Origin of the sequence: Phytohabitans rumicis (assembly GCF_011764445.1) — a bacterium.
Lineage (GTDB): Bacteria > Actinomycetota > Actinomycetes > Mycobacteriales > Micromonosporaceae > Phytohabitans > Phytohabitans rumicis.
The window spans coordinates 5,268,981-5,290,156 of sequence record NZ_BLPG01000001.1 but is presented as its reverse complement, the minus strand read 5'-3'; the positions used below and the strand labels follow the sequence as shown (position 1 = coordinate 5,290,156).

10 protein-coding genes and 4 pseudogenes are annotated in these 21,176 nt (G+C 73.8%); 5 read left to right on the top strand and 9 right to left on the bottom strand.

Going from position 1 to position 21,176, the window contains the following annotated elements; genetic code table 11:
- The first annotated feature begins 159 nt into the window (after positions 1–159).
- A complete protein-coding gene (locus Prum_RS23930) occupies positions 160–1,587 on the top strand; it encodes a UDP-glucose dehydrogenase family protein (protein WP_173078520.1) in 1,428 nt (475 codons plus the stop codon).
- 88 nt (positions 1,588–1,675) lie between these two features.
- Positions 1,676–6,661: pseudogene (locus tag Prum_RS23925) on the top strand (SCO7613 C-terminal domain-containing membrane protein).
- Positions 6,662–6,719: 58 nt separating this feature from the next.
- Here the strand turns inward: Prum_RS23925 and purE are convergent.
- The 8 genes and pseudogenes from purE to Prum_RS23890 form a co-directional block, all read right to left on the bottom strand.
- Positions 6,720–7,214: a 5-(carboxyamino)imidazole ribonucleotide mutase gene (gene purE / locus Prum_RS23920; protein ID WP_173084093.1), complete on the bottom strand. Its 495-nt coding sequence runs from the start codon at positions 7,212–7,214 to the stop codon at positions 6,720–6,722.
- Positions 7,215–7,236: 22 nt separating this feature from the next.
- Positions 7,237–8,361, bottom strand: a pseudogene (locus Prum_RS23915) (5-(carboxyamino)imidazole ribonucleotide synthase); the annotation flags it as partial.
- A gap of 82 nt (positions 8,362–8,443) precedes the next feature.
- Complete coding sequence (locus tag Prum_RS23910) at positions 8,444–10,384, bottom strand: class II glutamine amidotransferase domain-containing protein (RefSeq protein WP_173078519.1); 1,941 nt, start codon at positions 10,382–10,384, stop codon at positions 8,444–8,446.
- Between the two features lie 15 nt (positions 10,385–10,399).
- Positions 10,400–12,403 (bottom strand): thioredoxin domain-containing protein, encoded by a 2,004-nt coding sequence (locus tag Prum_RS23905; protein ID WP_173078518.1) that lies wholly within the window; start codon positions 12,401–12,403, stop codon positions 10,400–10,402.
- Between the two features lie 12 nt (positions 12,404–12,415).
- A complete protein-coding gene (locus tag Prum_RS49655; RefSeq protein ID WP_218577312.1) occupies positions 12,416–12,907 on the bottom strand; it encodes a hypothetical protein in 492 nt (163 codons plus the stop codon).
- Positions 12,808–13,188, bottom strand: a complete 381-nt coding sequence (locus Prum_RS49650) for a hypothetical protein (protein ID WP_218577311.1) — start codon at positions 13,186–13,188, stop codon at positions 12,808–12,810. Before Prum_RS49650 ends, Prum_RS49655 begins: the two co-directional genes overlap by 100 nt.
- Positions 13,189–13,196: 8 nt before the next feature.
- Positions 13,197–14,627, bottom strand: a complete 1,431-nt coding sequence (locus Prum_RS23895; RefSeq protein ID WP_173078517.1) for an ABC transporter permease subunit — start codon at positions 14,625–14,627, stop codon at positions 13,197–13,199.
- Positions 14,627–15,552 (bottom strand): annotated as a pseudogene (locus Prum_RS23890) (ABC transporter ATP-binding protein). The gene Prum_RS23895 and the pseudogene Prum_RS23890 overlap by 1 nt, the downstream one beginning before the upstream one ends.
- Positions 15,553–15,672: 120 nt before the next feature.
- On the opposite strand from Prum_RS23890, the gene Prum_RS23885 reads away from it, so the two are divergent.
- Genes Prum_RS23885 through Prum_RS23875 form a run of 3 tightly spaced genes read left to right on the top strand, consistent with a single transcriptional unit; the run spans position 15,673 to position 18,430 of the window.
- A complete protein-coding gene (locus Prum_RS23885; RefSeq protein WP_246278051.1) occupies positions 15,673–16,830 on the top strand; it encodes a sensor histidine kinase in 1,158 nt (385 codons plus the stop codon).
- On the top strand, positions 16,827–17,489 hold the full coding sequence (locus Prum_RS23880) for a response regulator (protein WP_173078516.1): 663 nt from the start codon (positions 16,827–16,829) through the stop codon (positions 17,487–17,489). Before Prum_RS23885 ends, Prum_RS23880 begins: the two co-directional genes overlap by 4 nt.
- Before the next feature lie 41 nt (positions 17,490–17,530).
- Entirely contained in the window at positions 17,531–18,430 is a 900-nt protein-coding gene (locus tag Prum_RS23875) for a lysylphosphatidylglycerol synthase transmembrane domain-containing protein (protein ID WP_173078515.1), read from the top strand.
- Positions 18,431–18,617: 187 nt separating this feature from the next.
- Here the strand turns inward: Prum_RS23875 and Prum_RS23870 are convergent.
- A pseudogene (locus Prum_RS23870) lies at positions 18,618–21,133 on the bottom strand (putative bifunctional diguanylate cyclase/phosphodiesterase).
- Positions 21,134–21,176: the final 43 nt, after the last annotated feature.

Sequence of the window (21,176 nt, the reverse complement as noted above, 5' to 3'; positions counted from 1 at the left end):
TCCTTTACCGCCGCGTAGGCTCACGCACTATCGTCGCTTGCACACCTCGCAGGCTGACATGCTTGCAACATAGGTCCCTTATAGTCCGACCGGCGCCTCAGTCGGCGCCGTCCAGGCCCCGCGACGCGATGCGCCGCCAGTGCGAGCGGAGAACAAGGCGTGACGATCCCGTACCCGAGCACCCAGCAGATCCCCGCGATGGGCGCGGTGACCCCGCCGTCCGGCGCGGCCCGGCCCCGGCTGGCGTTCCTCGGCACCGGCTACCTCGGCGCCACGTACGCCATCTGCTTCGCCGAGCTCGGCTACGAGGTGATCGGCTTCGACGTCGACGAGGCCAAGATCGCTAAGCTCTCGGGTGGGGCGGTCCCGTTCCACGAACCCGGCCTGGACGAGCTGCTGCGCCGCAACCTGGCCGCCGGCCGGCTGCGCTTCAGCACCGACTACAAGCAGACCGCGGACTTCGCCGACGTCCACTTCATCTGCGTGGGTACGCCGCAGCGGGCCGACGGCATGGGCGCCGACCTGTCGTACGTCGAGGCGGCGGTGACCGGCCTCGCCCAGCACCTGACCCGCAAGGCGCTCATCGTCGGCAAGTCCACGGTGCCGGTGGGCACGGCCGAGTGGATCGAGCAGTTGGTCGGCAAGCACGCGGCCGCGGAGCTCGGCGTCGAGGTGGCCTGGAGCCCCGAGTTCCTGCAGGAGGGCTTCGCGGTCGAAGACGTGCTCCGGCCCAACCGGATCGTCGTCGGCGTCAAGAGCGACTGGGCCAACGCCATGCTCTACGCCGCCCACAAGGGCGTGTTCGACCTGGCCGCGACCGAGGACCGGGAAGTGCCGTTGGTGGTGACCGACTTCGCCACCGCGGAGCTGGTCAAGGTCGCCGCGAACGCGTTCCTCGCCACCAAGATCTCCTTCATCAACGCGATGGCCGAGGTATGCGAGGTCGCCGGCGGCGACGTCACCCAGCTGGCCCGCGCCATCGGGTACGACCCGCGCATCGGCAACCGGTTCCTGCAGGCCGGTGTCGGCTTCGGCGGCGGCTGCCTGCCCAAGGACATCCGCGCGTTCCAGGCCCGGGCCCAGGAGTTGGGCGCCGGCGAGGCGCTGCGCTTCCTGCACGAGGTCGACCTCATCAACCTCCGGCGCCGCACCCGGGTCCTGCAGCTCGCCGCCGATCTGCTCGGCCGGCGGTACGGTCCGGCCGGCCCGGACCTGTCCGGCACCCGGGTGGCCGTGCTCGGCGCCACGTTCAAGCCCAACTCGGACGACGTACGGGACGCGCCGTCGCTGGCCGTCGCCGCGCTGCTCGCCAAGGCCGGCGCGGACGTACGGGTCTACGACCCCGAGGGCATGGACAACGCGAAGCTGGCCCAGCCCGACCTCGCGTTCGAGGCGTCGATGACCGATGCGGTGCGCGGCTCCGATCTGGTCTGCGTGCTGACCGAGTGGGCCGACTTCCGCAACGCCGACCCGGTCGCGCTCGGCGAGATGGTGGCCGGCCGCCGGGTGATCGACGGGCGGAACTGCCTCGACTCGACACTGTGGACGCACGCCGGGTGGGAGTACCGCGGCATGGGGCGCCCGTAGCCACGCGTCCCATAGACTTGGAGTGCCGCTTTTAGGCATGCTTCCTCTGGGGATTCCACAGTGCTGGACCCCGCGGGAGAGGGGTGCCATGGCGACGTACGAATGCTCGTCGTGCGGCCGGCAGATCCAGCCGGCTGCACAGTGCCCGCACTGCGGTGCCGTCCAGGGCCGCTGGGCCGACGAACTGGCCAAGATTGAGCGTTCGATAGCCGAGATCAAGGCCGACGACGTACGCATCGCCAAAGAGGCGAAGCTCAACGCGCAGAAGCTGCAGGCGGCGAATTTCCAGCGGGACATCCTGGCGCACGCGAACGCGCAGGCCCAGGAGAAGCGGGCCAAGCAGGCCACCCGCACGCGCCGCCGCACCTTCACCCGCCGGCCGCCGAACGCCGGGATGGGTGCGCCGCCCGGCCCGCCACCGGGTGCGCCGCCGCGCGTGCCCCGGCAGGGCCAAGGCACCCGGCCAGCGGCGGCCAGCGCGCCACCACCGCCGCCCCACCGCCCGGACCCGGACCCGGCCCGCACACTGAGCACCCGCCGGAAGCCTCCACCCGCGAGGTCCAGAACATCTACCTCGGCCTGGGCGGCCTACTGCTCGGCATCGCCGCGGTGGTGTTCGCCGCGGTCGCGTTCACGTCGTTCGACGACATCAGCCGCACGGCGATCCTCATCGGCGCCACCGCGCTCATGCTCGTCGCGTCGCCCGCCGTGGCCAAGCGGGGCCTCATCTCCACCGCGGAGACCATCGCCGCCGTCGGGCTGATGCTCGTCCCCCTCGACGGGTACGCACTGTGGACGGTCGAGCAGATCCGCAGCGAGACCGTGCCCGGCGCGGTCGTCGCGGGCGTGGTCTTCGCGTTGACCGCACTGATCACCGGCTGGTACGCCGTCCTGACCGGGCTGAGCGTGCCCCGGTACGCCACCGTGCTGGCCCTGCAACCGATCCTGCCGCTGCTGGCGTACGAGTGGGTCACCGGGCCGACCGGGTGGGCGCTCATCCTCGCCCTGGTCGCCGGGCAGAACCTGTTGCTGGGGCGGCAGTTCGACCAGCAGGGGCGGCTCGCCACGCCACCGTGGCTGGGCCGGCCGGCGCCCGAGCCCGCCGAGTCGCCGGCGGAGGCGGACCAGGCGGAGGCCGCGACCGAGCGGCCGGAGAGCGCGCCGGAAGAGGACGACGCGGTGGTCAGCGACGCGGCGGACGGCTCCCGGAACGCGCCGACCGCCGCCACCGCGACATGGCTGCGCGAGCTGACCTGGGCCCTGCACGGGCTGGCGGTCGCCGCCGCGCTGGCGTACGGCACGGTGGCGACCGTCGAGGCGGGCACCGTGCCCACCGCGCTCGGCGCCGGGCTGGCGCTGGTCCTGGCCGCGGTGATCGGGCTGGCCGGGGCGCGGGCGTTCGGGCAGCCGGTCCTGGTCGACCTCGCCGCCGGGATCCTGACCCTCGCCGTCGTCGGCGCCGCCGGGCGGCTCGTCTCGGTGGCGCTGCCGGGCCGCGCGATGCTCCTGATCGCCGCCGTCATCGCGCTGATCGGCCTCGCCGTGCGCGCCATACCGGAACAGGCCCGGCGGGGGCCGCAGCTCGCCTCGGCCGCCGCGCTGATCGTCATGGGCGTCGTGGTGGCCGGCACCGCGCTGCGCGCCGCCGTCGCCCCCGTCCAAGCCGCCCTCCCCGTCTGGGAAGCAGACCTTTCGACGTACCAGAGTCGTCTTGCGGAGGCCGCGGGGACCGCTGGCTGGCAGCTGGCCGCGAGCGCCCTGTTGCTGACCATCGCGGCGGTCCTGTCGCTGCCGCCCGAAGGGCGGCGGGAGTCGGCCATCGCGGGCGTGGCGCTGAGCGCGCTGGCCGCGCCGGCGTCGCTCGGGCTGCCCTGGGCGGTGGCGCCGTGGCTGCCCACGCTGGCCGCGATCGGCATCGGCGTGACCGGCCTGTACGCCCGCAGCGAGCGCACCGCGCAGGCGCACGTGGCCGGCGCGGTGGTGGTCGGGCTGGCCGGTGCCGGCGCGTCGCTCGCCCGGCCGGCGTCGATGGCGGCCGTGCTCGCCGTGCTGACGCTCGCCGGCGTGCTGATCGCGATCGCCGGGGTGTGGCTGCCGGAGCAGGCCGAGGCGCTGCGCGACGAGCCCGCGCCCGCGCAGTTCCTGCGGGCCGGGCCGGCCGCCGAGATGGTCGGCGAATGGGCCGCGGGCGGGGCGGCGTTCGCGCTGCCGGGGCCGCCGCGGCCGCCGTCGCCGCCACCGCCGCGGACCGCGCCCAGGCCGCGGTGCCCATCCTCGCGGCGGCCTTCGTGGCCGTCTGCGCGACCCTCGGGTACGCGGCGGTGACACAGGTCGCGCGGCGCCACATCCCGCTGCCGTTGACGCTCGGCACCGGGCTGGGCGCGCTCGCGGTCACCGCGGCGGCGTTCGGCGCGCCGGGCGCCACCGTCGCGGACGCCTGGGTCGGCGCGCTCCTCATGGTCGGCGCGGTACTGCTCTTCCTCGCCCCGTCAATCGACGCCGGCCGGCGGTCCGACCGGCTGCTCGACGGGCCGGACTTCGCCGCGGCGGCGGCCATCGCCGGCATCATCGGGACGTTCACGCGGATCGCCGGGATCCTCTTCCCCGACGCGATCCTCGCGGTCGCCGCGTTGCTGGTGCTCTTCGTCGCCGTCGGCGTACGCGCGATGGCGCCGGAGTGGCGGCGCGGCCCGATCCTCGGCGTCGCCGCCAGCGGGGCGGTGCTCGCCGCCATCGCCGGCTACACGGCGCTCAGTGGCGGGCTGCGGGTACTCGCCACGCCCGGCGCGCTGTGGCAGGCCGACCTGAGCGCCTGGCCGACCGGCCCGGACGGCGTCGGCTGGCAGGCGCCGGTCGCGCTGGCGCTGCTCGCCGCGGCCGCCGCGGTGGTGCTGCCGCGGCCGTGGGCGTACGACGTCGCGGCCGTCTGCGCCGGCCTCGCGACCGTCGGCGCGCCGGTCGCGCTCGGCCTGCCCTGGTGGTCGCCGATGCTCGTCGGGGGCGCGGTCGCCATCGTGTACGGCGTCGCCGCCGTCATCGCCGCGGACCCGCGCGCCGGGTTGGCGCGCACCGCCGTCGCCGCCGGCGTGGCGCTGCACGCGGTCGGGGCCAGCCTGGTACGCCCGTGGACCACCGCCGCGGCGCTGGGCATGGTGGTGCTCGTCGGCGCCCTGGTGGCCACGCTGGCGCGGGTGCTGCCCTCCCTCGACGACGTCTCGTCGGACGAGATGCCGCCGCACCTCGGCCAGATCGGCGGCTTCGCCGCGGGCGGCGCGCTGCTGGCGCTGCCGGGGGCGATCGCCGCGTTCGTGGCCGCCTCGGGCATGTCCGCCTCCGCCGTGCTCGCCTGGGCGCTCGGTGGTTCCGCGCTCGGCCTGGCCGTGGTGGCCGCCGTGCGGAGTACGGTGCCGCGCTACCTGCCGTACGCGACGGTGGGCATCGCCGGCGGCGCCACGCTCACCGCGCTCGCCTCGATCCCGACCGGCCTGCCGATCGGCGTGTACGCCGCGGCGGCGGCCCTCCTCGGCGTCGTCGCCGAACTGCTGCGCGCCGCCACCCCGCCCCCGAGCCGATCGCCCAGCCGACCCAGCGCTGGTCGGTGATGCTCGGCGGGGTCTGGCGGCGGATGCCGTCCGGCTCCACCCCGCGCGGGCGCTGGGCGGTCAGCCCCGAGTTGGGCGCGGTGATGGTGGCCGCGCTGCCGACCCTGCTGGCCCTGATCGCGATCGCCCCGGCCCTCTGGGTGGCGCTCGTCGATCCACATCAGACGGTCAACCACATCTGGCAGGGCCCGCCGGCCGTGCTCACCGATCCGGCCCACACGGTGGACCCGACCGACGTGCTCGGCACGCTCCTGCTGACGATCACGGCGGCGCTGGCGGCGATCGGGTTCGGCGGCGGCTTCTCCGGCGGTGGGCGTACCGCACAGGCCATCCCCGTGGTGCTCCCGGGCGCGGCGATCACCTTGCTCATCGCCCCGATCGGGCTGGGGGCGCAGTGGCCGGCGTCCACCATGGCCGCGCTCGCTGTCTTCACGCTCGCGATGCTGGGGTTGGCGCTCTCCCCACCGCCGCCGGCCGCCGAGCGCGCCCGCCCGCTGCGGATCACCCGGATCGTGGTGTTCGCGCTCGGGCTCGCCGCCGGAGGCGCCGGGCTCGCCGGCAGCCTCGCCGAGAAGTCGCTGACGCTCTTCACGCTCGGCGGCGCCGTGGCGGTGGGCGCCATCGCGGCGAACTTCGGGCGGACCCAGCGGGCCCGCATCCTCGGCTGGCTCTTCGCCGCCGTCTCGGCCGAGGGGTTCGTGCTCACCGCCGCCCTTATCGCGGGGCTCGACCCGGCCTGGTCCGCGTACGGCGTACTGGCCGTGGGCGCGGCGCTCCTCGTGGTCGCCGCGGTGCTGCCCCGACTGCGCCGCCCCGAGTCCTACCGCGAGGCGGCCACCGTCGAGTGGAGCGGGTACGCCGCGGCGCTGATCGCCTTGGCCCTCGCGTTCGACCAACCGGGGCACGTGGCCGGTCTGCTGGCCGCCTGGGGAGCCGTGCTCGGCGTCGCGTCCGCCCGGCCCGGGCGCCGCGCGCTGGAGCGACGGACCCTCTTCTGGGCCAGTATCCTGTCCGAGATCGTCGCCTGGTGGCTGTTCATGGCGATCAGCGAGGTGGCGCTGCCCGAGGCGTACACCCTGCCGTTCGCCGCGCTCGCCCTGCTGGTGGGCCTGGTGGAGCTGCGCCAGCGGCCCGACCTGAGCAGTTGGACGGCGTACGGGCCGGCGCTGGTCGCCGCGTTCGTGCCGACGCTGGTCATCGCGCTGCGCACGGACGCCGGCACCACCCGGGAGGTGCTGCTGATCCTGGGCGCGGTGGGCACGGTGATCTTCGGAGCGCGTACCCGGCAGCAGGCGCCGCTGGTGATCGGCTCGGCGGTGACGGTCATCGCCGCCCTGCACGCGCTCATCGTGGTCGGCCTGTCCTGGCTGATCTTGATCCCGGTCGGCCTACTGCTCATGCTCTTCGGCGCCACCAACGAAAGCCGCCGCCGCACCCAGGAACGCTGGCGGGCTGTTACGCGCATGCGCTAGGTGCAAGGAAGGGCCCCTTGTTATCGCTTTTTGCATAACAAGGGGCCCTTCCTTGCACTTAGCGCAGGGATGCGCGGAGGTTGGCATCCTTCTCGGCTACAAGTTGCTCCAGGGTGCGCTGGAAGTCTTCGACGCGCCGCAGCAGCGCGGGATCGCTCGCCGCGAGGATACGTACGGCCAGCAGCCCGGCGTTGCGGGCACCGCCGATGGACACGGTCGCCACCGGTATGCCGGCCGGCATCTGCACGATGGACAGCAGCGAGTCCATGCCGTCGAGGTACTTCAGCGGCACCGGTACACCGATCACCGGCAACGGCGTGGTGGAGGCGACCATGCCGGGCAGGTGAGCCGCCCCGCCCGCGCCCGCGATGATCACCTTGAGGCCGCGGCTCGCGGCGGACTGGGCGTACTCGATCATGGCGACCGGCGTGCGGTGGGCGGAGACGACCCGCACCTCGTACGCCACGCCGAACTCGTCGAGCGCCTCGGCAGCCGCCTTCATCGTCGGCCAGTCCGAGTCGCTCCCCATGATCACGCCAACGACGGCGCTCATTTGCCCTCCGGTCCGCTCGCTCGCCCTCCCGCAGCCAGCGCGCGGCTCGCGCCGCCCGGGCCCGTACGTCGTCCATGTCGTCGCCGAGCACCGTGACGTGCCCGATCTTCCGGCCCGGGCGGACCTGCTTGCCGTACAGGTGGACCTTGGCGCCCGGGTCGGTGGCGAACAGGTGGTGCAGCCGCTCGTCGAGCGAGATGCCGCCGGGCGGGCCACCGAGGACGTTCGCCATCACGACGGCCGGAGCGGTCAGCGCCGTCTCGCCCATGGGGTAGTCCAGGATCGCCCGCAGGTGCTGCTCGAACTGCGACGTCCGGGCGCCCTCGATGGTCCAGTGCCCGGAGTTGTGCGGACGCATGGCGAGCTCGTTCACCAGCACGCCACCGTCCACTTCGAAGAGTTCGACGGCGAGCAGCCCGACGACGCCCAGCGACGTCGCGATGTCGATGGCGAGCTGCTGGGCCGCCACCGCCAGGTCTTCGGCGAGGCCGGGTGCCGGGGCGAGCACCTCGACGCAGATCCCGTCCTGCTGCACGGTCTCCACCACCGGGTACGCCGCGACCTGCCCGAACGGCGAGCGCGCCACCAGCACGGCCAGCTCCCGGCGCAGCGGCACCCGCTTCTCCAGGATCAGCTCGACGTCCGGCAGCGCGTCGTCGGCGCCGAGCATCCACACCCCCCGGCCGTCGTACCCGCCGCGGACCGCCTTCGCGACCACCGGCCAGCCGACCTCGTCGCCGAACGCGCTGACCTCCTCAGGTGCGGACACCGGCCGCCAGTGCGGGACCGGCGCGCCCAGCGCGGACAGCCGTTCCCGCATGGCCCGTTTGTCCTGGGCGTACAGCAGCGCGTCGGCGCCCGGGTGGACGGCCACGCCGTCGGCGGCCAGCGCGCGGATGAGGTCGGTCGGCACGTGCTCGTGGTCGAACGTGACGACGTCGCAGCCCTTGGCGAAGGTGCGCAGGGCGGTCAGGTCGGTGTGGTCGCCGAAGTGCAGGTCGGCCACCACCAGCGCGGCGCCGTCGTCGGGCGCCGCGGCGAGCACGCGCAGGGACTGGCCAAGGGCGATCGCGGCCTGATGGGTCATCCGGGCCAGCTGCCCTCCGCCCACCATGCCGACAACGGGCAAACCGGTTCGGGTATCCATCTCGCGCGCCAGCCTATCCGGGCCGCCCCAGGGCCTGTTTATAAGGGCTGGCCGGCCTGCGGCGGACCCTCATAAACAGGCCCTAGCGAGCGCGTTTGCCGGACCGGCGAGTTGGCGCGGGGCTGAGCACCACCACGATCGGCGCATCCATGGAGGTAACCGGATCGACGTCGCCCGCGACGCCGATCACACCGGCCGGCCCGACCACTGCGCAGCCGCCGAGCGTCGCGTACGCCTCCTCGGGCAGCGCCGTGCGCAGGGCGGCCACTACCTCGGCGGCCACCCGGTCCGGCTCCTCCGGCGGGAGCAGCACGGCCACGCCGCCCTCGCCCGGCCCGCGTACCCCGTGACGGGCGGCCGAACCGAACGCGGCCCGCAGCGGGCCGACCTGCTCGACCGCCACCTGGGCCGTCCATGGGGAGTCCAGGCCGGCCACCGGGCGGGCGAACCGGTGCAGGAGCCGCGCGACCGGGCCGGGCCGGATCTCCCAGACCGGCCGCGTGCGGCCCTGGACGACGGCGACCGGCTTCGCGGCGAGCAGCACGTGCCAGCGCCCCCGCCGGTACGCCTTGCGGCCGAGCTCGGCCAGGCATTCGGCGACGTACCAGGCGACCTTCTCCGGCAATTTGTCCCCGGCGGTGAAGGTCTCCGTGCGGATGGGCACCCGGTTCGCACCCGCCGGGATCTGCCGGCGCGCCGGCGGCGGCGCCAGCGTGCGTAGCCAGCGCTCCACGACGTACCGGCGGAAGAGGGCGTTGGCGTCCAGTTGGGCGCCGCCGAAGAGGGCGGCCAGCGCGGTCCACGAGGCCCGCTGCGCGGCCGGTACGCGCGGGTGCAGCAGCGCCGCGGCCAGGTCGGCGCGCAGCCGCAGCAGCACCTCGCGCATCGGCGGCAGCAGGCTGTGGCCCGCGTTGGCGGTCGCGAAGCGCGCGGCGGCGGTCGGCAGCGTGCCCTCCACGATCGCGGCCAGTTCGGCGCGCAGGACCGGGCCGGTGGACGGCAGCGAGCGCAGCGGGAAGCGGACGGTCACGCCGTACCGGCTCTCCAGGCGGTCCGCGACCCGCGCCAGGTGGGCTCCGCCGCCGGACGTGTCGATCAGCGTGTCGACCTCGCCGGCGGTGGACCGGGCGGTCGCCCAGGTGAGGTAGCTGTCCAGGTCCGGCACCGGCTCGCCCAGGTCGGCGAGCATGCCGTCGAGGTCGAGCTCGTCGACGAAGTAGGGCTGCGCGCGATGCCGCGCGCCGGTGGTCGCCACCGGGCCGAGGACGGCCGCGGCGTAGTCGGCGGCGGCCGTCGTCAGCCCCGGGAACGTCGCCGAGTACACCGTCAGCGCGCGCCGCCCGTCCGGTCCGGTCAGGGCCGCGCCGATGGTCGCGGCCCCGGCCAGGCCGTGGCCGAAGCGCACGCCGATCCGCCCCCGTCCGATCGCCGCGTCGAGCACGGATCGCGCGAACCGTCCGGCGCCGTCGCGGGCCGGCATGGCTCGACGGGTACGACTGCCGCCGGCCAGTTCGACCACCTCGCCCGGCAGCACCCGGCGGATCCCGGCGTAGAACGTCGCGGCGGTGTCGTCACACGCGCCGGTCGCGATGAACCGCCCCACCACGCCCTCGTCGGGCTCGGCCGGTACGCCGGCGGCGAGCAGCGCGCCGGGCTCGGAGGCGGCGAGCACGCCGGTCGGGGTCTCGGCGTAGTAGAGCGGCGGGCCGTCGCCGTTGCGGGCCAGCACGATGGCGCCCCGCCCGGCGTCGGCGAGGATCACGGCGTACGGCTCGGGGCCGCCCAGCAGCGCGCCGGAGCCCTCGGCGGCGTACCCGGCAGCGAGGGCGCTGACCTCGGCGATCCCGTCGACGGCCAGGGCGAACCCGCCCTGCTCGTGGACCGCCGGCATGCTCGCCCGGACCAGCAGGCGGGCCGCGCCGGCGCGCCAGGTGGCCGTCTCGGGGCCGCGGCGGGCCAGTGCGGTGGATAGTGCGGTCAACGCGCTCTCGGGCGCGCCAAAGCTTCCGGCAATTCCGGCCATTAGCCGATATTAGGACTATTCGCCCCGTATGCCTTGGAGCTGGGCGACGAGTTCACCGGCGCCGGTGACGGGACGGTCGCAGACGAAGCCGCGGCAGACGTACGCGGTGGAGGCGCCGTCCAGCTTGGGCCGACTCGCCAGCAGGGGCACCCCGGGCTGGTCGGGCCCGCCCGCCACCACCACGGCACCCGGTGGCGCGTGCCGGTGCGCGGCCCGCACCAGCGGATCGGCCGCCGGCTCGTCGGTGACGATCGCGATCTCGTACGGGCCGGACAGCACCGCCTCGCCGACCGCGGCGGCGTACCCGGTGAAGCGGGGGTGCTTGTCGACGATCGGCGCGACCGTGGCGAGGGCCGCCTCGGCCGCCTCCCGGTAGCTCGGCTCCCCGCTCAGCGCCGCGTACGTGGTCAGCGCCGCCACCAGCGCGGACAACCCGGACGGGGTGGCGTTGTCGGTCGGGTCGGCGGGCCTGGTGACGAGCCGCTCGGCGTCGTCGGCCGTGTCGTAGAAGCCGCCGTTGCTCGCGGCGAAGTGGGTCAGCGCGGCGTCCAGCAACCGGCCGGCCAGGTCGAGCCAGCGCCCCTCGCCGGTGAGCTGGTGCACCGCGCAGAACGCCTCGGCCACCGCGCCGTAGTCCTCCAGCACCCCGGCGGGCTCGCCCACCATGCCGTCCCGGGAGACCCGGCGCAGCCGCCCGTCCACCATGTGCCGCTCGGCCAGCACCTCCGCCGTACGCCGGGCGGCGAGCGCGGTCACCTCGTCGTCAGTGATCATGGCGTGCTCGGCGAGCGCGGTGACGGCCAGGCCGTTCCACGAGGCGACCACCTTGTCGTCGCGGGACGGCTGCGGGCGCTCGTCGCGGGCGGCGCGGAGCCGGGCTCGCACCCGCTCCCAGCGCTCGACCACGGCCGGGTCGGCGTCGTCGATGTCCCGCGCCAGCCGCAGCACGCTGGCGCCGTGCTCAAACGTCCCGTCTGACGTCACCTCGAAGAGGTCGGCCGCCCAGGCGCCGTCCTCGTCGCCGAGCACCTCGCGGAGCTGGGCGGGCGTCCAGGCGTACGTGGCGCCCTCGACGCCCTCGGTGTCCGCGTCCAGGGCGGAGGCGAGCCCGCCCTCGGGCGTACCCAGGCCGTCCAGCAGGAACGCGGCGGTCTCGGCGGCGACCCGGCCGGCGAGCGCGTCACCGGTCAGCCGCCACAGGTGCGTGTAGACCCGCAGCAGCAGCGCGTTGTCGTAGAGCATCTTCTCGAAGTGCGGCACGGTCCAGGTCGCGTCGACGGAGTAGCGGGCGAACCCACCGGCGAGCTGGTCGTAGATGCCGCCCCGGGCCATCGCCTCGGCGGTGTGCCGGACCAGTTCCAGGCTGGTCGGCGAGCCGGTGCGCTGGTGGTGCCGGAGCAGGAAGAGCAGGTTCATGTGTGGCGGAAACTTGGGGGCGCCCCCGAAGCCGCCGTGCCTCTCGTCGTACTCCCTGGCGAGTTGGAGCGCGGCGGTGTCGAGGATGTCCACGGTGAGCGGCGTGGTGGGGCCGCCGACGGCCTGCGCGCCGCCGATCGCCTCGACCACGGCGGCGCCCTGGCGTTGTACGGCGTCGCGCTGCTCGCGCCACGCGGTGGTGACGCTGTCCAGCAGGCGTACGAAGTTGGCCTTCGGGAAGTAGGTGCCGCAGAAGAACGGCTGCCCGTCGGGGGTGGCGAACACCGTCATCGGCCAGCCGCCCTGCCCGGTCATCGCCTGCGTGGCGGTCATGTAGACCGCGTCGACGTCCGGCCGCTCCTCCCGGTCCACCTTGATCGAGACGAAGTTGTCGTTCATGAGGCGGCCGACCGCCTCGTCCTCGAACGACTCGTGCGCCATCACGTGACACCAGTGGCAGGCCGCGTAGCCCACCGAGATCAGGACCGGCACGTCCCGGCGCCTGGCCTCCGCGAACGCCTCGTCGCCCCAGGGCCACCAGTCGACCGGATTGTCCGCGTGCTGGAGCAAGTACGGCGAGGTCGCGCTGCCGAGCCGATTCACCACTCCACCCTCTCACGCGTCCCGCACAGCGAACAGCACCGCGCCGGTGAGCAGGGCCGCGCCGGCGTACGCCGCCAGGAGGCCCAGCCCTTCCCACGGCTGGAGAAGCATGGTTTCCAGCCGCTCCGTCGCCTGGATGGACAGCCCGGCCGTCATTGGCGAGTACTTCAAGATCCACTCGGCGTATTTGCCGGTAAACAGCGACGTGAGCATCGGCAGGACGAACAGCGCGGTGAGCACCGCCGAGAGCGCCGCGGCGGTATGCCGGACGATCACTCCGACGCCATAGCTGAGCAGCGCGATGAGCAGGTAATACAGCACGGTGCCGCCGGCCGCCCGCAGGATCGGCTCGGTGCCCAGCGACAGTGGCCAGTAGCCGTTGGCGGTGGTGAATCCGTTGCCGATCAGGAGCGGGCGGCCGGCCGCCAGCGCCCCGAGCACCCCCACCGCGCCGGCCCCGGCCACCAGCGCGATGAGGACGCCGGCCTTGGCCGCGAAGACCACCCCCGGCGGGGCTCCGCGGCCAAGGTGCCTTTGATCGTCTGCGTGCCGTACTCAGCGGTAACCGCAAGCGTGGCGAGCACCACCACCGCGATCTGTCCAAGGTAGACACCGGCGAGGCTGTACCGGGCGATGTCCTCCCGGCACCCGGCCTCGGGGGCCAGGCACTCGGTCGGGACGCTCCAGGCGGTCAGCGCGCCGATCCCGGCGGTGCTCACCGCCAGCCCCAGCAAGAGCCAACCGGTGCTCTGCAAGGTCCGCAGCTTGGTCCACTCGGCACGCACCGCGGACCTCACGCGGTGTCGCGCTTGCGGATCAGCCAGTACGCCACGCCCAGCGCCACGGCCGCGTACGCGCACGTCACCCCGAACCCGGCCCACGGATTGACCCAGTTGTCCCACCGCTCCCGGGTCTGCTGCATGGCCAGTCCGGCGAGCGGGGTGAGCCGCTGCACCCACTTCTCCGCCTCCAACGGCAGGAACCCCGTGGCGATCCCCGGCACCACGGCGAGCGCGATGACCAGGACAATCGCGCTCGCCGCCCGGCGCAGGATCGCGCCGACACCGAGGCCGAAGAGCGCGATCACGGCAAGGAACGCGGCCGTGCCGAGGACCGCGCGCAGCACCGGCCAGTCGGTCAGCGACGGATCCGGGTACGCGGGCGCCTTGAAGCCGTGGTCGCGCTGGATCGGGCGAACGGCGTAGAGCGTTACCAAGGTCGCCACAAGCCCGCCGACGAACGTCAGGACGCCGAGCACCACCGCCTTCGCGAGGAGCACGCGACCGCGGCGCGGGCTCGCGGCGAACGTCGTACGGATGACGCCGGTCTTGAACTCGGTGGTGACGAACAGGACGCCCAGCACGATCGCGGCGATCATGCCGAGGTAGACGCCGCCGAGCCCGTTCCGGACGATGTCGTCGTCGCCCATCTCGGACGGCGGGATCTGCCGGATGTCGCCGAACCCGGTGACGGTGAAGGTCCCGCCCGACTCGCCGGCTTCGCCCCTGACCTCGGTGCCGTCCATGTACTGCAGCGGTCCGCCCACGCTCTCGCTCTGCCACGCTCCCGGCTGCCCCGTGCCGGCCGGTGTCAGGGTCACGCTGTCGAACGTGGCGGTGCTGGGATCGAAGGCATCGGTGACCGAGGTCTGGCCGGCGCGTTCCACGATGTACACGTCGGTGGAGGGCGATGCCGAGAACATGCCCACCGCGGCGGTCTGTGGCAGCGCCGGGAGGTCGATCGTGCCGACCTGCTCCCAGGCATTGCCGTTGGCCGACTCGTACCCGGTGATCGACGTTCCCGATCGGGTGAGGCGCAGCCAGATCGGTGTCCCCTTGTCGCTCCCGGCCGTGTCGGTCGTGAAGTTCGCCTGGAACCGCACGCCGTGGTCGGGGGTGACCATCATCGCCGCGTACGGCGTGTTCGGCTCGGTACTCTCCTTGATCATGATGCCGGCGCGCGCCCAGGGCCCGGTGTTCTCCTGGCTCACCACCCGGGCGGTGATCGTGCCGTCGCCGGCGAGCGGCTGGTGCATGAACTGGAACCGGTCGTCATAGGCCGGACCGGGGTTCGAGCCGGCGTCCGTGCTGCTGCCCTGCGCGCCGAGCAGGGAGAGCAGGATCGTCAGCGCCGCCGTCAGGAACAGGCACCACACCGTGCTGCGCACCGACACCAGCTTGGTCCACTCGCCACGCAGTACCTGGCCGAAGCCGTCCCTGGCCATCACGCCTCCCCCACCGTCGGCGTGTTGAACTCGACCGCGTCCCGGGTCAGCTCCATGTACGCCTCCTCCAGCGAGGCCCGGTGCTGGGCCAGCTCGGAGAACGTCAGGCCGCCACCGCTGAGCAGCGCGGCGATGCGCTCCGCCGACAGGCCGCGCACGGTGACCGTCTCCAGGTCGGTCGCCGCGACCGTCGCCCCGCGTTGGCGAGCACGGTCATCGCCTCCGACCGCTTGGACGTACGCAGGACGATCTGGTCGCTGGACGCGCTGGCGAGCAGGTCGCGGACGGTGGTGTCGGCGATGAGCCGGCCACGGCCCACCACGATGAGGTGATCGGCGGTGCCCTCCAGCTCGCCCATGAGGTGGCTGGAGACGAATACCGTGCGCCCCTGCGCCGCCAGCGACCTCAGGAACCCACGGATCCACTTGATGCCCTCCGGGTCGAGCCCGTTCACCGGCTCGTCGAACATCAGCACCGGCGGGTCGCCGAGCAGGGCGGCGGCGATGCCGAGCCGCTGCCGCATGCCCAGCGAATAGCCGCCCGCCCGCCGGCGCGCCGCCGAGGCGAGCCCGACCTGGTCGATCACCTCGTCCACCCGACCCTTGGACAGGCCGTTGTAGTGCGCCATCCACAGCAGATGGTCGCGGGCGCGGCGGCCCGGGTGGATCGCCGACGCGTCCAGCAGCGCGCCGACCTCGCACAGCGGGTTACGCAGCGTCCGGTACGGCTGGCCGCCGACGAGGGCGCTGCCCGCGTCGGGGGCATCCAGCCCGAGAATCATGCGCATCGTGGTCGACTTGCCGGCGCCGTTCGGGCCGACGAAGCCGGTCACCTCGCCGGGCTTCGCGGTGAACGACAAATCGTCCACGGCGACGGTGCGCCCGTAGTGCTTTCTCAGCCCACGAGCTTCGATGGTTGCTGCCATGCTGGTGAGGTTAGGAAGGCGGTCGATGCCGGGGCGTCCCGCTGCGGCGCCGTCTTTGCCGGCACCAGATCCCCCACACGGGGGACGCTGACCCACGGTGGCCTTCGGACAATGACGTACGTGAGCCGTACTGTCGTCGACCGCGCGATGGCGGCGGGTCGGCGGGTCAACCGCGCACCCGACTGGCCGCTGGTCGCCGCGGCGATCCTCGGCCTGATCTCCATGATGGAGGTGGCCGCCCGCGGGGCGCAGGGCCCGGACGACACCGTGCAGCTGTCGTTCGCCCTCCTTTGCGGCCTGGGCGCGACGATGCCGCTCGCCCTCGTGCGGGCCAGCGCGCTGGCCGCCGCCGCGCTGGCCACCACCGCGACGTTCCTCACGCTGGTCAGCAGCCTCCCATTGACGTACGGCGGCGCGATCGCCCAGTTGGCCGTCCTGTACGTGCTGGGCCTGCGGCACACCCGCCGGGTCTCGCTGCTGGTCGTCCTCCCTTTCATCGGGTACGCCGTCGTGGTGGCCAGCGGGTTCTCCGTGATCCTGCTCGGCGCGACGGCGGGCGCGCTCGGCCTCGGCCACGCCCGGCGGATCCACGGCGACCTGCGCGACCGCGACGCGCGCCGGCGCGTCATGGAGGACTCGCTGCTGGAGCACGCGGCCCGCGGCGAACGAGCCCGGATCGCCCGCGAGCTGCACGACGTCGTCGCGCACCACATCTCGATGATCGCGGTGCAGGCGGAGACCGCCCGGCTCACCACGCCCGGCATGCCCACCGAGGGCGCCCAGCGGTTGAGCGCCATCGGGGACACCGCGCGTACCGCCCTGACCGAGATGCGCCGGCTGCTGGGCGTGCTCCGCGAGGACGCCGGCACCGTCCCCGACCGCCGGCCGCAGCCGGGTCTCCAGCAGCTCAACGAGCTGATCGACGAGGCGCGGGCGTCCGCCGGGGCGAGCACCCGGCTCATCGTGCACGGCCACGTCGTGCCGCTGGACCCGGGCATCGAGCTCACCGCGTACAGGATCGTGCAGGAGGCGCTGACCAACGCCCGGCGGCACGCGCGCGGCGCCGCCGTGGACGTCGAACTGGACTACACCGACGACGCCCTGCACCTGCGCATCCGCGACAACGGCCCGGGCCCGCCGACCACCGCGGCGGCGAGCGGGCACGGCCTGCTCGGCATGCGCGAGCGGGCGGCGATGGTGGGCGGCACGCTGTGGACCGGGCCGGCGCCGGCCAGCGGGTTCCTCGTGTCGGCGGTGCTGCCGGTGGTCTCGTCATGAGCGCGATCAGCATCGTCGTGGTGGACGACCAGGAGGTCGTGCGTGCCGGGTTCGCCGCGCTGCTCGACACGCAGCCGGACTTCACCGTCGTGGGAAGCGCCGCCGACGGTGCCGAGGCGGTACGCCTCTGTGGCCGGCACGACCCCGACGTCGTGCTCATGGACGTACGCATGCCGGTGATGGACGGCATCGAGGCCACCCGCCGGATCGTCGCCACCGGCTCGGCCCGGATCCTCATGCTCACCACCTTCGACCTCGACGAGCACGTGTACGACGCGCTGAGCGCAGGGGCCAGCGGCTTCCTGCTCAAGGAGGTGACCGCCGAGCGCCTGTTCGACGCCGTACGCGTGGTGGCCGCGGGCGAGGCGCTCCTGGCCCCGACCGTCACCCGGCGGCTCATCGACGAGTTCGCCCGGCTGCGCCCCCGCCCTCGGCAGGCGACCCACCTGCGGGTGCTGACCCCACGCGAGACCGACGTGCTGCGCCTCATCGCCGAAGGGCTGTCCAACACCGAGATCGCCGAACGCCTCGTGGTGAGCGAGGAGACCGTCAAGACCCACGTGAGCCGGGTGCTCGGCAAGCTCGGGCTGCGCGACCGCACCCAGGCGGTGGTGACCGCGTACGAATCTGGACTGGTTGTGCCGCGTTCGAGTCGCTGAGTAGTCATTCTGCCGTCAACTTCGCATGTGAGCCTCATTTCATGAAGAGGCTCCGGGCCGCTGTCACCAACCCCTGGCTGGGTTTCATCGTGCTCGCGGCGAGCGTGGTGGTATCGGTGTGGAGCATCTCCACCATCCCGGAGGCGTCGCCGCTGCCGGTGCTGCTCGGGCTGCTGCCCTGGACGGTCGGCAAGTACGTGCTGTGCCCGCTGCGCTGGCACGCGCTGTCGATGGGCGGGCAGAGCCGCTGGTGGCACATGCGCGCGTACGCCGAGAGCGAGCTGCTCGGCCTGGCCTCCCCGGTGCACGCCAGCGCCGACCTGTGGCGGGTGCACCGCCTGCACCAGACCGGCCTGGGTCGCGGGCTCGCCGTCGCCGAGGTGGCCCTCGACCGGGTGATCGGCGTCGGCGGGATCGCGCTGGGCGTTGTGCTCGCCGGCGTGACGCTCCCCTGGCACGTGCTCCTCGCGTTCGGGGCGGTCGCTCTCGGCGCCGCCGTCGCCGTGCTGCTCGTACGCCGCTGGCGCCCCGACCTGTTCAACCGGCGCCCGCTGCCCAGCCCTCGGGTCCTCGCCCTCGGCCTGGGCATCTCCCTGACGTACCAGGCGGGTGTCGCCGGGCTGATCCTCGGCTCGGTGATCGGCGTGGGCAGCGACGTGACCCTGCTGGGCCTGGTCACCGTCTTCGCGGCGAGCCAGCTCGCCAGCATCCTGCCCCGGATCGGCGGCGCCGACCCGCACAACGCGGCGCTGGCGGTGGGCCTGACCTCGCTCGGCGTCCCGTGGCCGGCCGCCATCGGGGCGGTCTCCCTGGTAGCCGTGGTGCCCTGGCTCCCGGCGTTGCTCCTCGGCGGCACCAGCTTCGCGGCCCGCCGCATCGCCGCTCTCCTCCCCGTCGCCCTAACCCCCCGCCCGAGCCCGCTAACGCCTCGCCCCCGCTAACGCCTCGCCCCCGCTGACGCCTCGCCCCGCGCCCGCCTCGCCGCCGCGCGTCGATCAAGGACTTTTCCGTCGATCAAGGGCATACGGTCGTGGATAGGAGATCAAAGCACGACCATTCGCCCTTGATCGACGCGGAAGTCCTTGATCGATGCGCGCAGGAGGCGGGAGAGGTCGGAGGTGCGCCGGGTTAGGAGGCGCCGTCGGCGCGGAGGGGTAGATCTGGGCCTGGGCCGAGTCGAGCAGGGACCGCAGCACCGCCGCGATCTTGTCGGCGGGCATGGGCTTGAAGAAGTGGTAGCCCTGGGCGGCGCTGCATCCGAGCGCCGCGAGGGCGGCCCGCTGGTCCGCCGTCTCCACGCCCTCGGCCACCACGCGCAGGCCGAGCTGGTGTCCAAGCGCCACGGTGGTGTGCACGATCGCCGCCGCCGCGTGCGAGTCGGCCATCGTACGGACGAAGGACCGGTCGATCTTGACCTCGTCGACCGTGACCCGGGTCAGGAACGTGAACGAGGAGAACCCGGTGCCGAAGTCGTCGACGGACAGCTGTACGCCCAGGTCGCGGAGCGCGGCGAGCACCTCGTCGATCACCTCGAGCTCGCTGAGCACCACGGTCTCGGTGATCTCCAAGACCAGCCGCCGGGCAGGTACGCGGTGCCGGCGCAGCAGCTCGGCGATGTCGGCCGGCAAGTGGGGATCAAGCAAACTGCGGGCCGAGAGGTTGACCGAGATCGGCACGTCCAGGCCCTGGTTGGCCCACTCGGAGGCCACAAACAGCGCCTGGTCGACCACGTACCGGGTGAAGCGCGCCAGCAGGTCGCTGCCCTCGACCGCGCGGACGAAGTCGCCCGGGGTGAGCGTGCCGCGCCGGGGGTGGCGCCAGCGGATCAGCGCCTCGACGCCGGTCGGCGCGCCGGTGCTCAGGTCGACGGCGGGCTGGAGCGCGAGGACGAGCTGGTCGTCGGTGTCGAGCGCCTCGTGCAGCTCGGCGATCAGGGCGAGCCGGTCGGTGCTGGCCTCGTCCTTGGCGCTGTCGTACCAGGCGAGGTTGCCGCCGCCCTCCTTCGCCTGGTACATGGCGTTTTCGGCGCGGCGTACCAGCTCGGCCATGTCGGCGGAGCCGGCCGGCGCGACGACCACGCCGATCGACGCCTCGACCGACATCAGTACGCCGGCCACCTCGGTCGGGGTCGCCAGCCGCTCGATGATCTCGCGGGCCCGGCGCAGCGCCACCGGCATCGGCGACGACCGGTCGCCACCGTCTCCCAGCTCGGTCACCAGCAGCGCGAACTCGTCGCCGTCGAGCCGCGCCAACAGCTCGCCGTCTTCGGTCAGCGCACCCAGCCGGGCCGCCGTCGCCTGCAACAGCTCGTCGCCGGCGGCGTGGCCGAGGGTGTCGTTGACCTCCTTGAAGTGGTCGATGTCGAGCAGCAGCAGGGCGACCGGCGTCTCGCGCTCCACCCGGCGCAGCGCGGCGTCACCCTTGAAGAGCAGCGCGGTGCGGTTGACCAGCTTGGTCAGCGGGTCGTGGACCGCCTCGTACGTCGAGCGGTCCGTCAGGATCTGGAGCTGGCGGTGCGTCGCGGCGTCGTGCAGGGCGGACGCCAGCGCGTCGGCGAAGGCGGAGAGCGCCATCTGGTCGCGGGTGCCCGGCTCGACCGACCGCGGGAACCGCACCCGCAGCTCGCCGACCAGCACCCCGGCGACCGCCAGCGAGCGGACCCCGGCCTGCTCGCCGCCGTCCGACTCGGCGCGCGCCGGGGGCTCGCTGAGGTCGGTCTCGGCGAGCGGCCCTACCGAGTCGCGGTGGTAACGCCGGCGGATCCCGTCGGGGCGCTGCACGTCGACCTCGACACGCTCGGCACCGAAAAGGGCCAGCGCCCCGCTGACCCCCGCCGCCGCCACCGCGCGCTCGTCAAGCCGATTGAGCTCCTTGGTGGCCCCCGCGAACCGCTCCCACAGGCGCCGCTCCTCGTCGGCGCGGAGCCGGTGGCCGTACGTCTGCTGGAGCAGCCAGAGCACCGGGGGCAGGAGCAGCAGCCAGCGCAGATCCCGGTCGATCATCGTGACGACGACCAGCCCCACGAACACGTTGCCCACGAACATCAGCAGCTTGCCGCGCAGGGCGCGCAGGAAAAGCGGGCCCAGCGGGCGGCCCTGTCGCAGCGACAGCGTCAGCGCCGCGAGCCATCCGGTCACCAGGAGGTACGTCAGGGAGCCGAGCGCCAGCGCGCCGGCCAGGATCGGGGTGAGCCGGGCCTCGAACGGGTCACCGACCATCGTGGTGACGCTGACCGCGACCGCCACGGCGGCGGTGAGCGAGCCGGCGATGTGGACTATCTCCAACGACGTACGCCGGTCGGAGAAGACCGACAGCAGGACCCAGGCCGCCAGGGCGCCGGCGAAGGTCGCGGCCGGGAGCCACGCGGCAGGCGCCAGGTAGAGCCCGATGATCAACGCGGCCTCGCCCCAGGAGACGCTGACCGTGCCCGCCGCCACCCGGAAGCGCAGCCGGGCCAGCTGGGCCACGGCGAGCACGCCGGTGGCGATGCCGAGCCGGGCCAGCGGCGACAGCTGATCGTCGGCGGGCACGGCGGCCGGCTGGAACAGGCCGACGACCGCGGCCGAGAGCGCCGCCAGGAGTACGACGAGGGTAAGCACGCGGACCCGGCCCGGAGTGGCGCCGAACCCACGCGGGCCCGTCACGGGTATCCTCCAACCGCCGCCGGCCGGAAGATCACGGCGGACC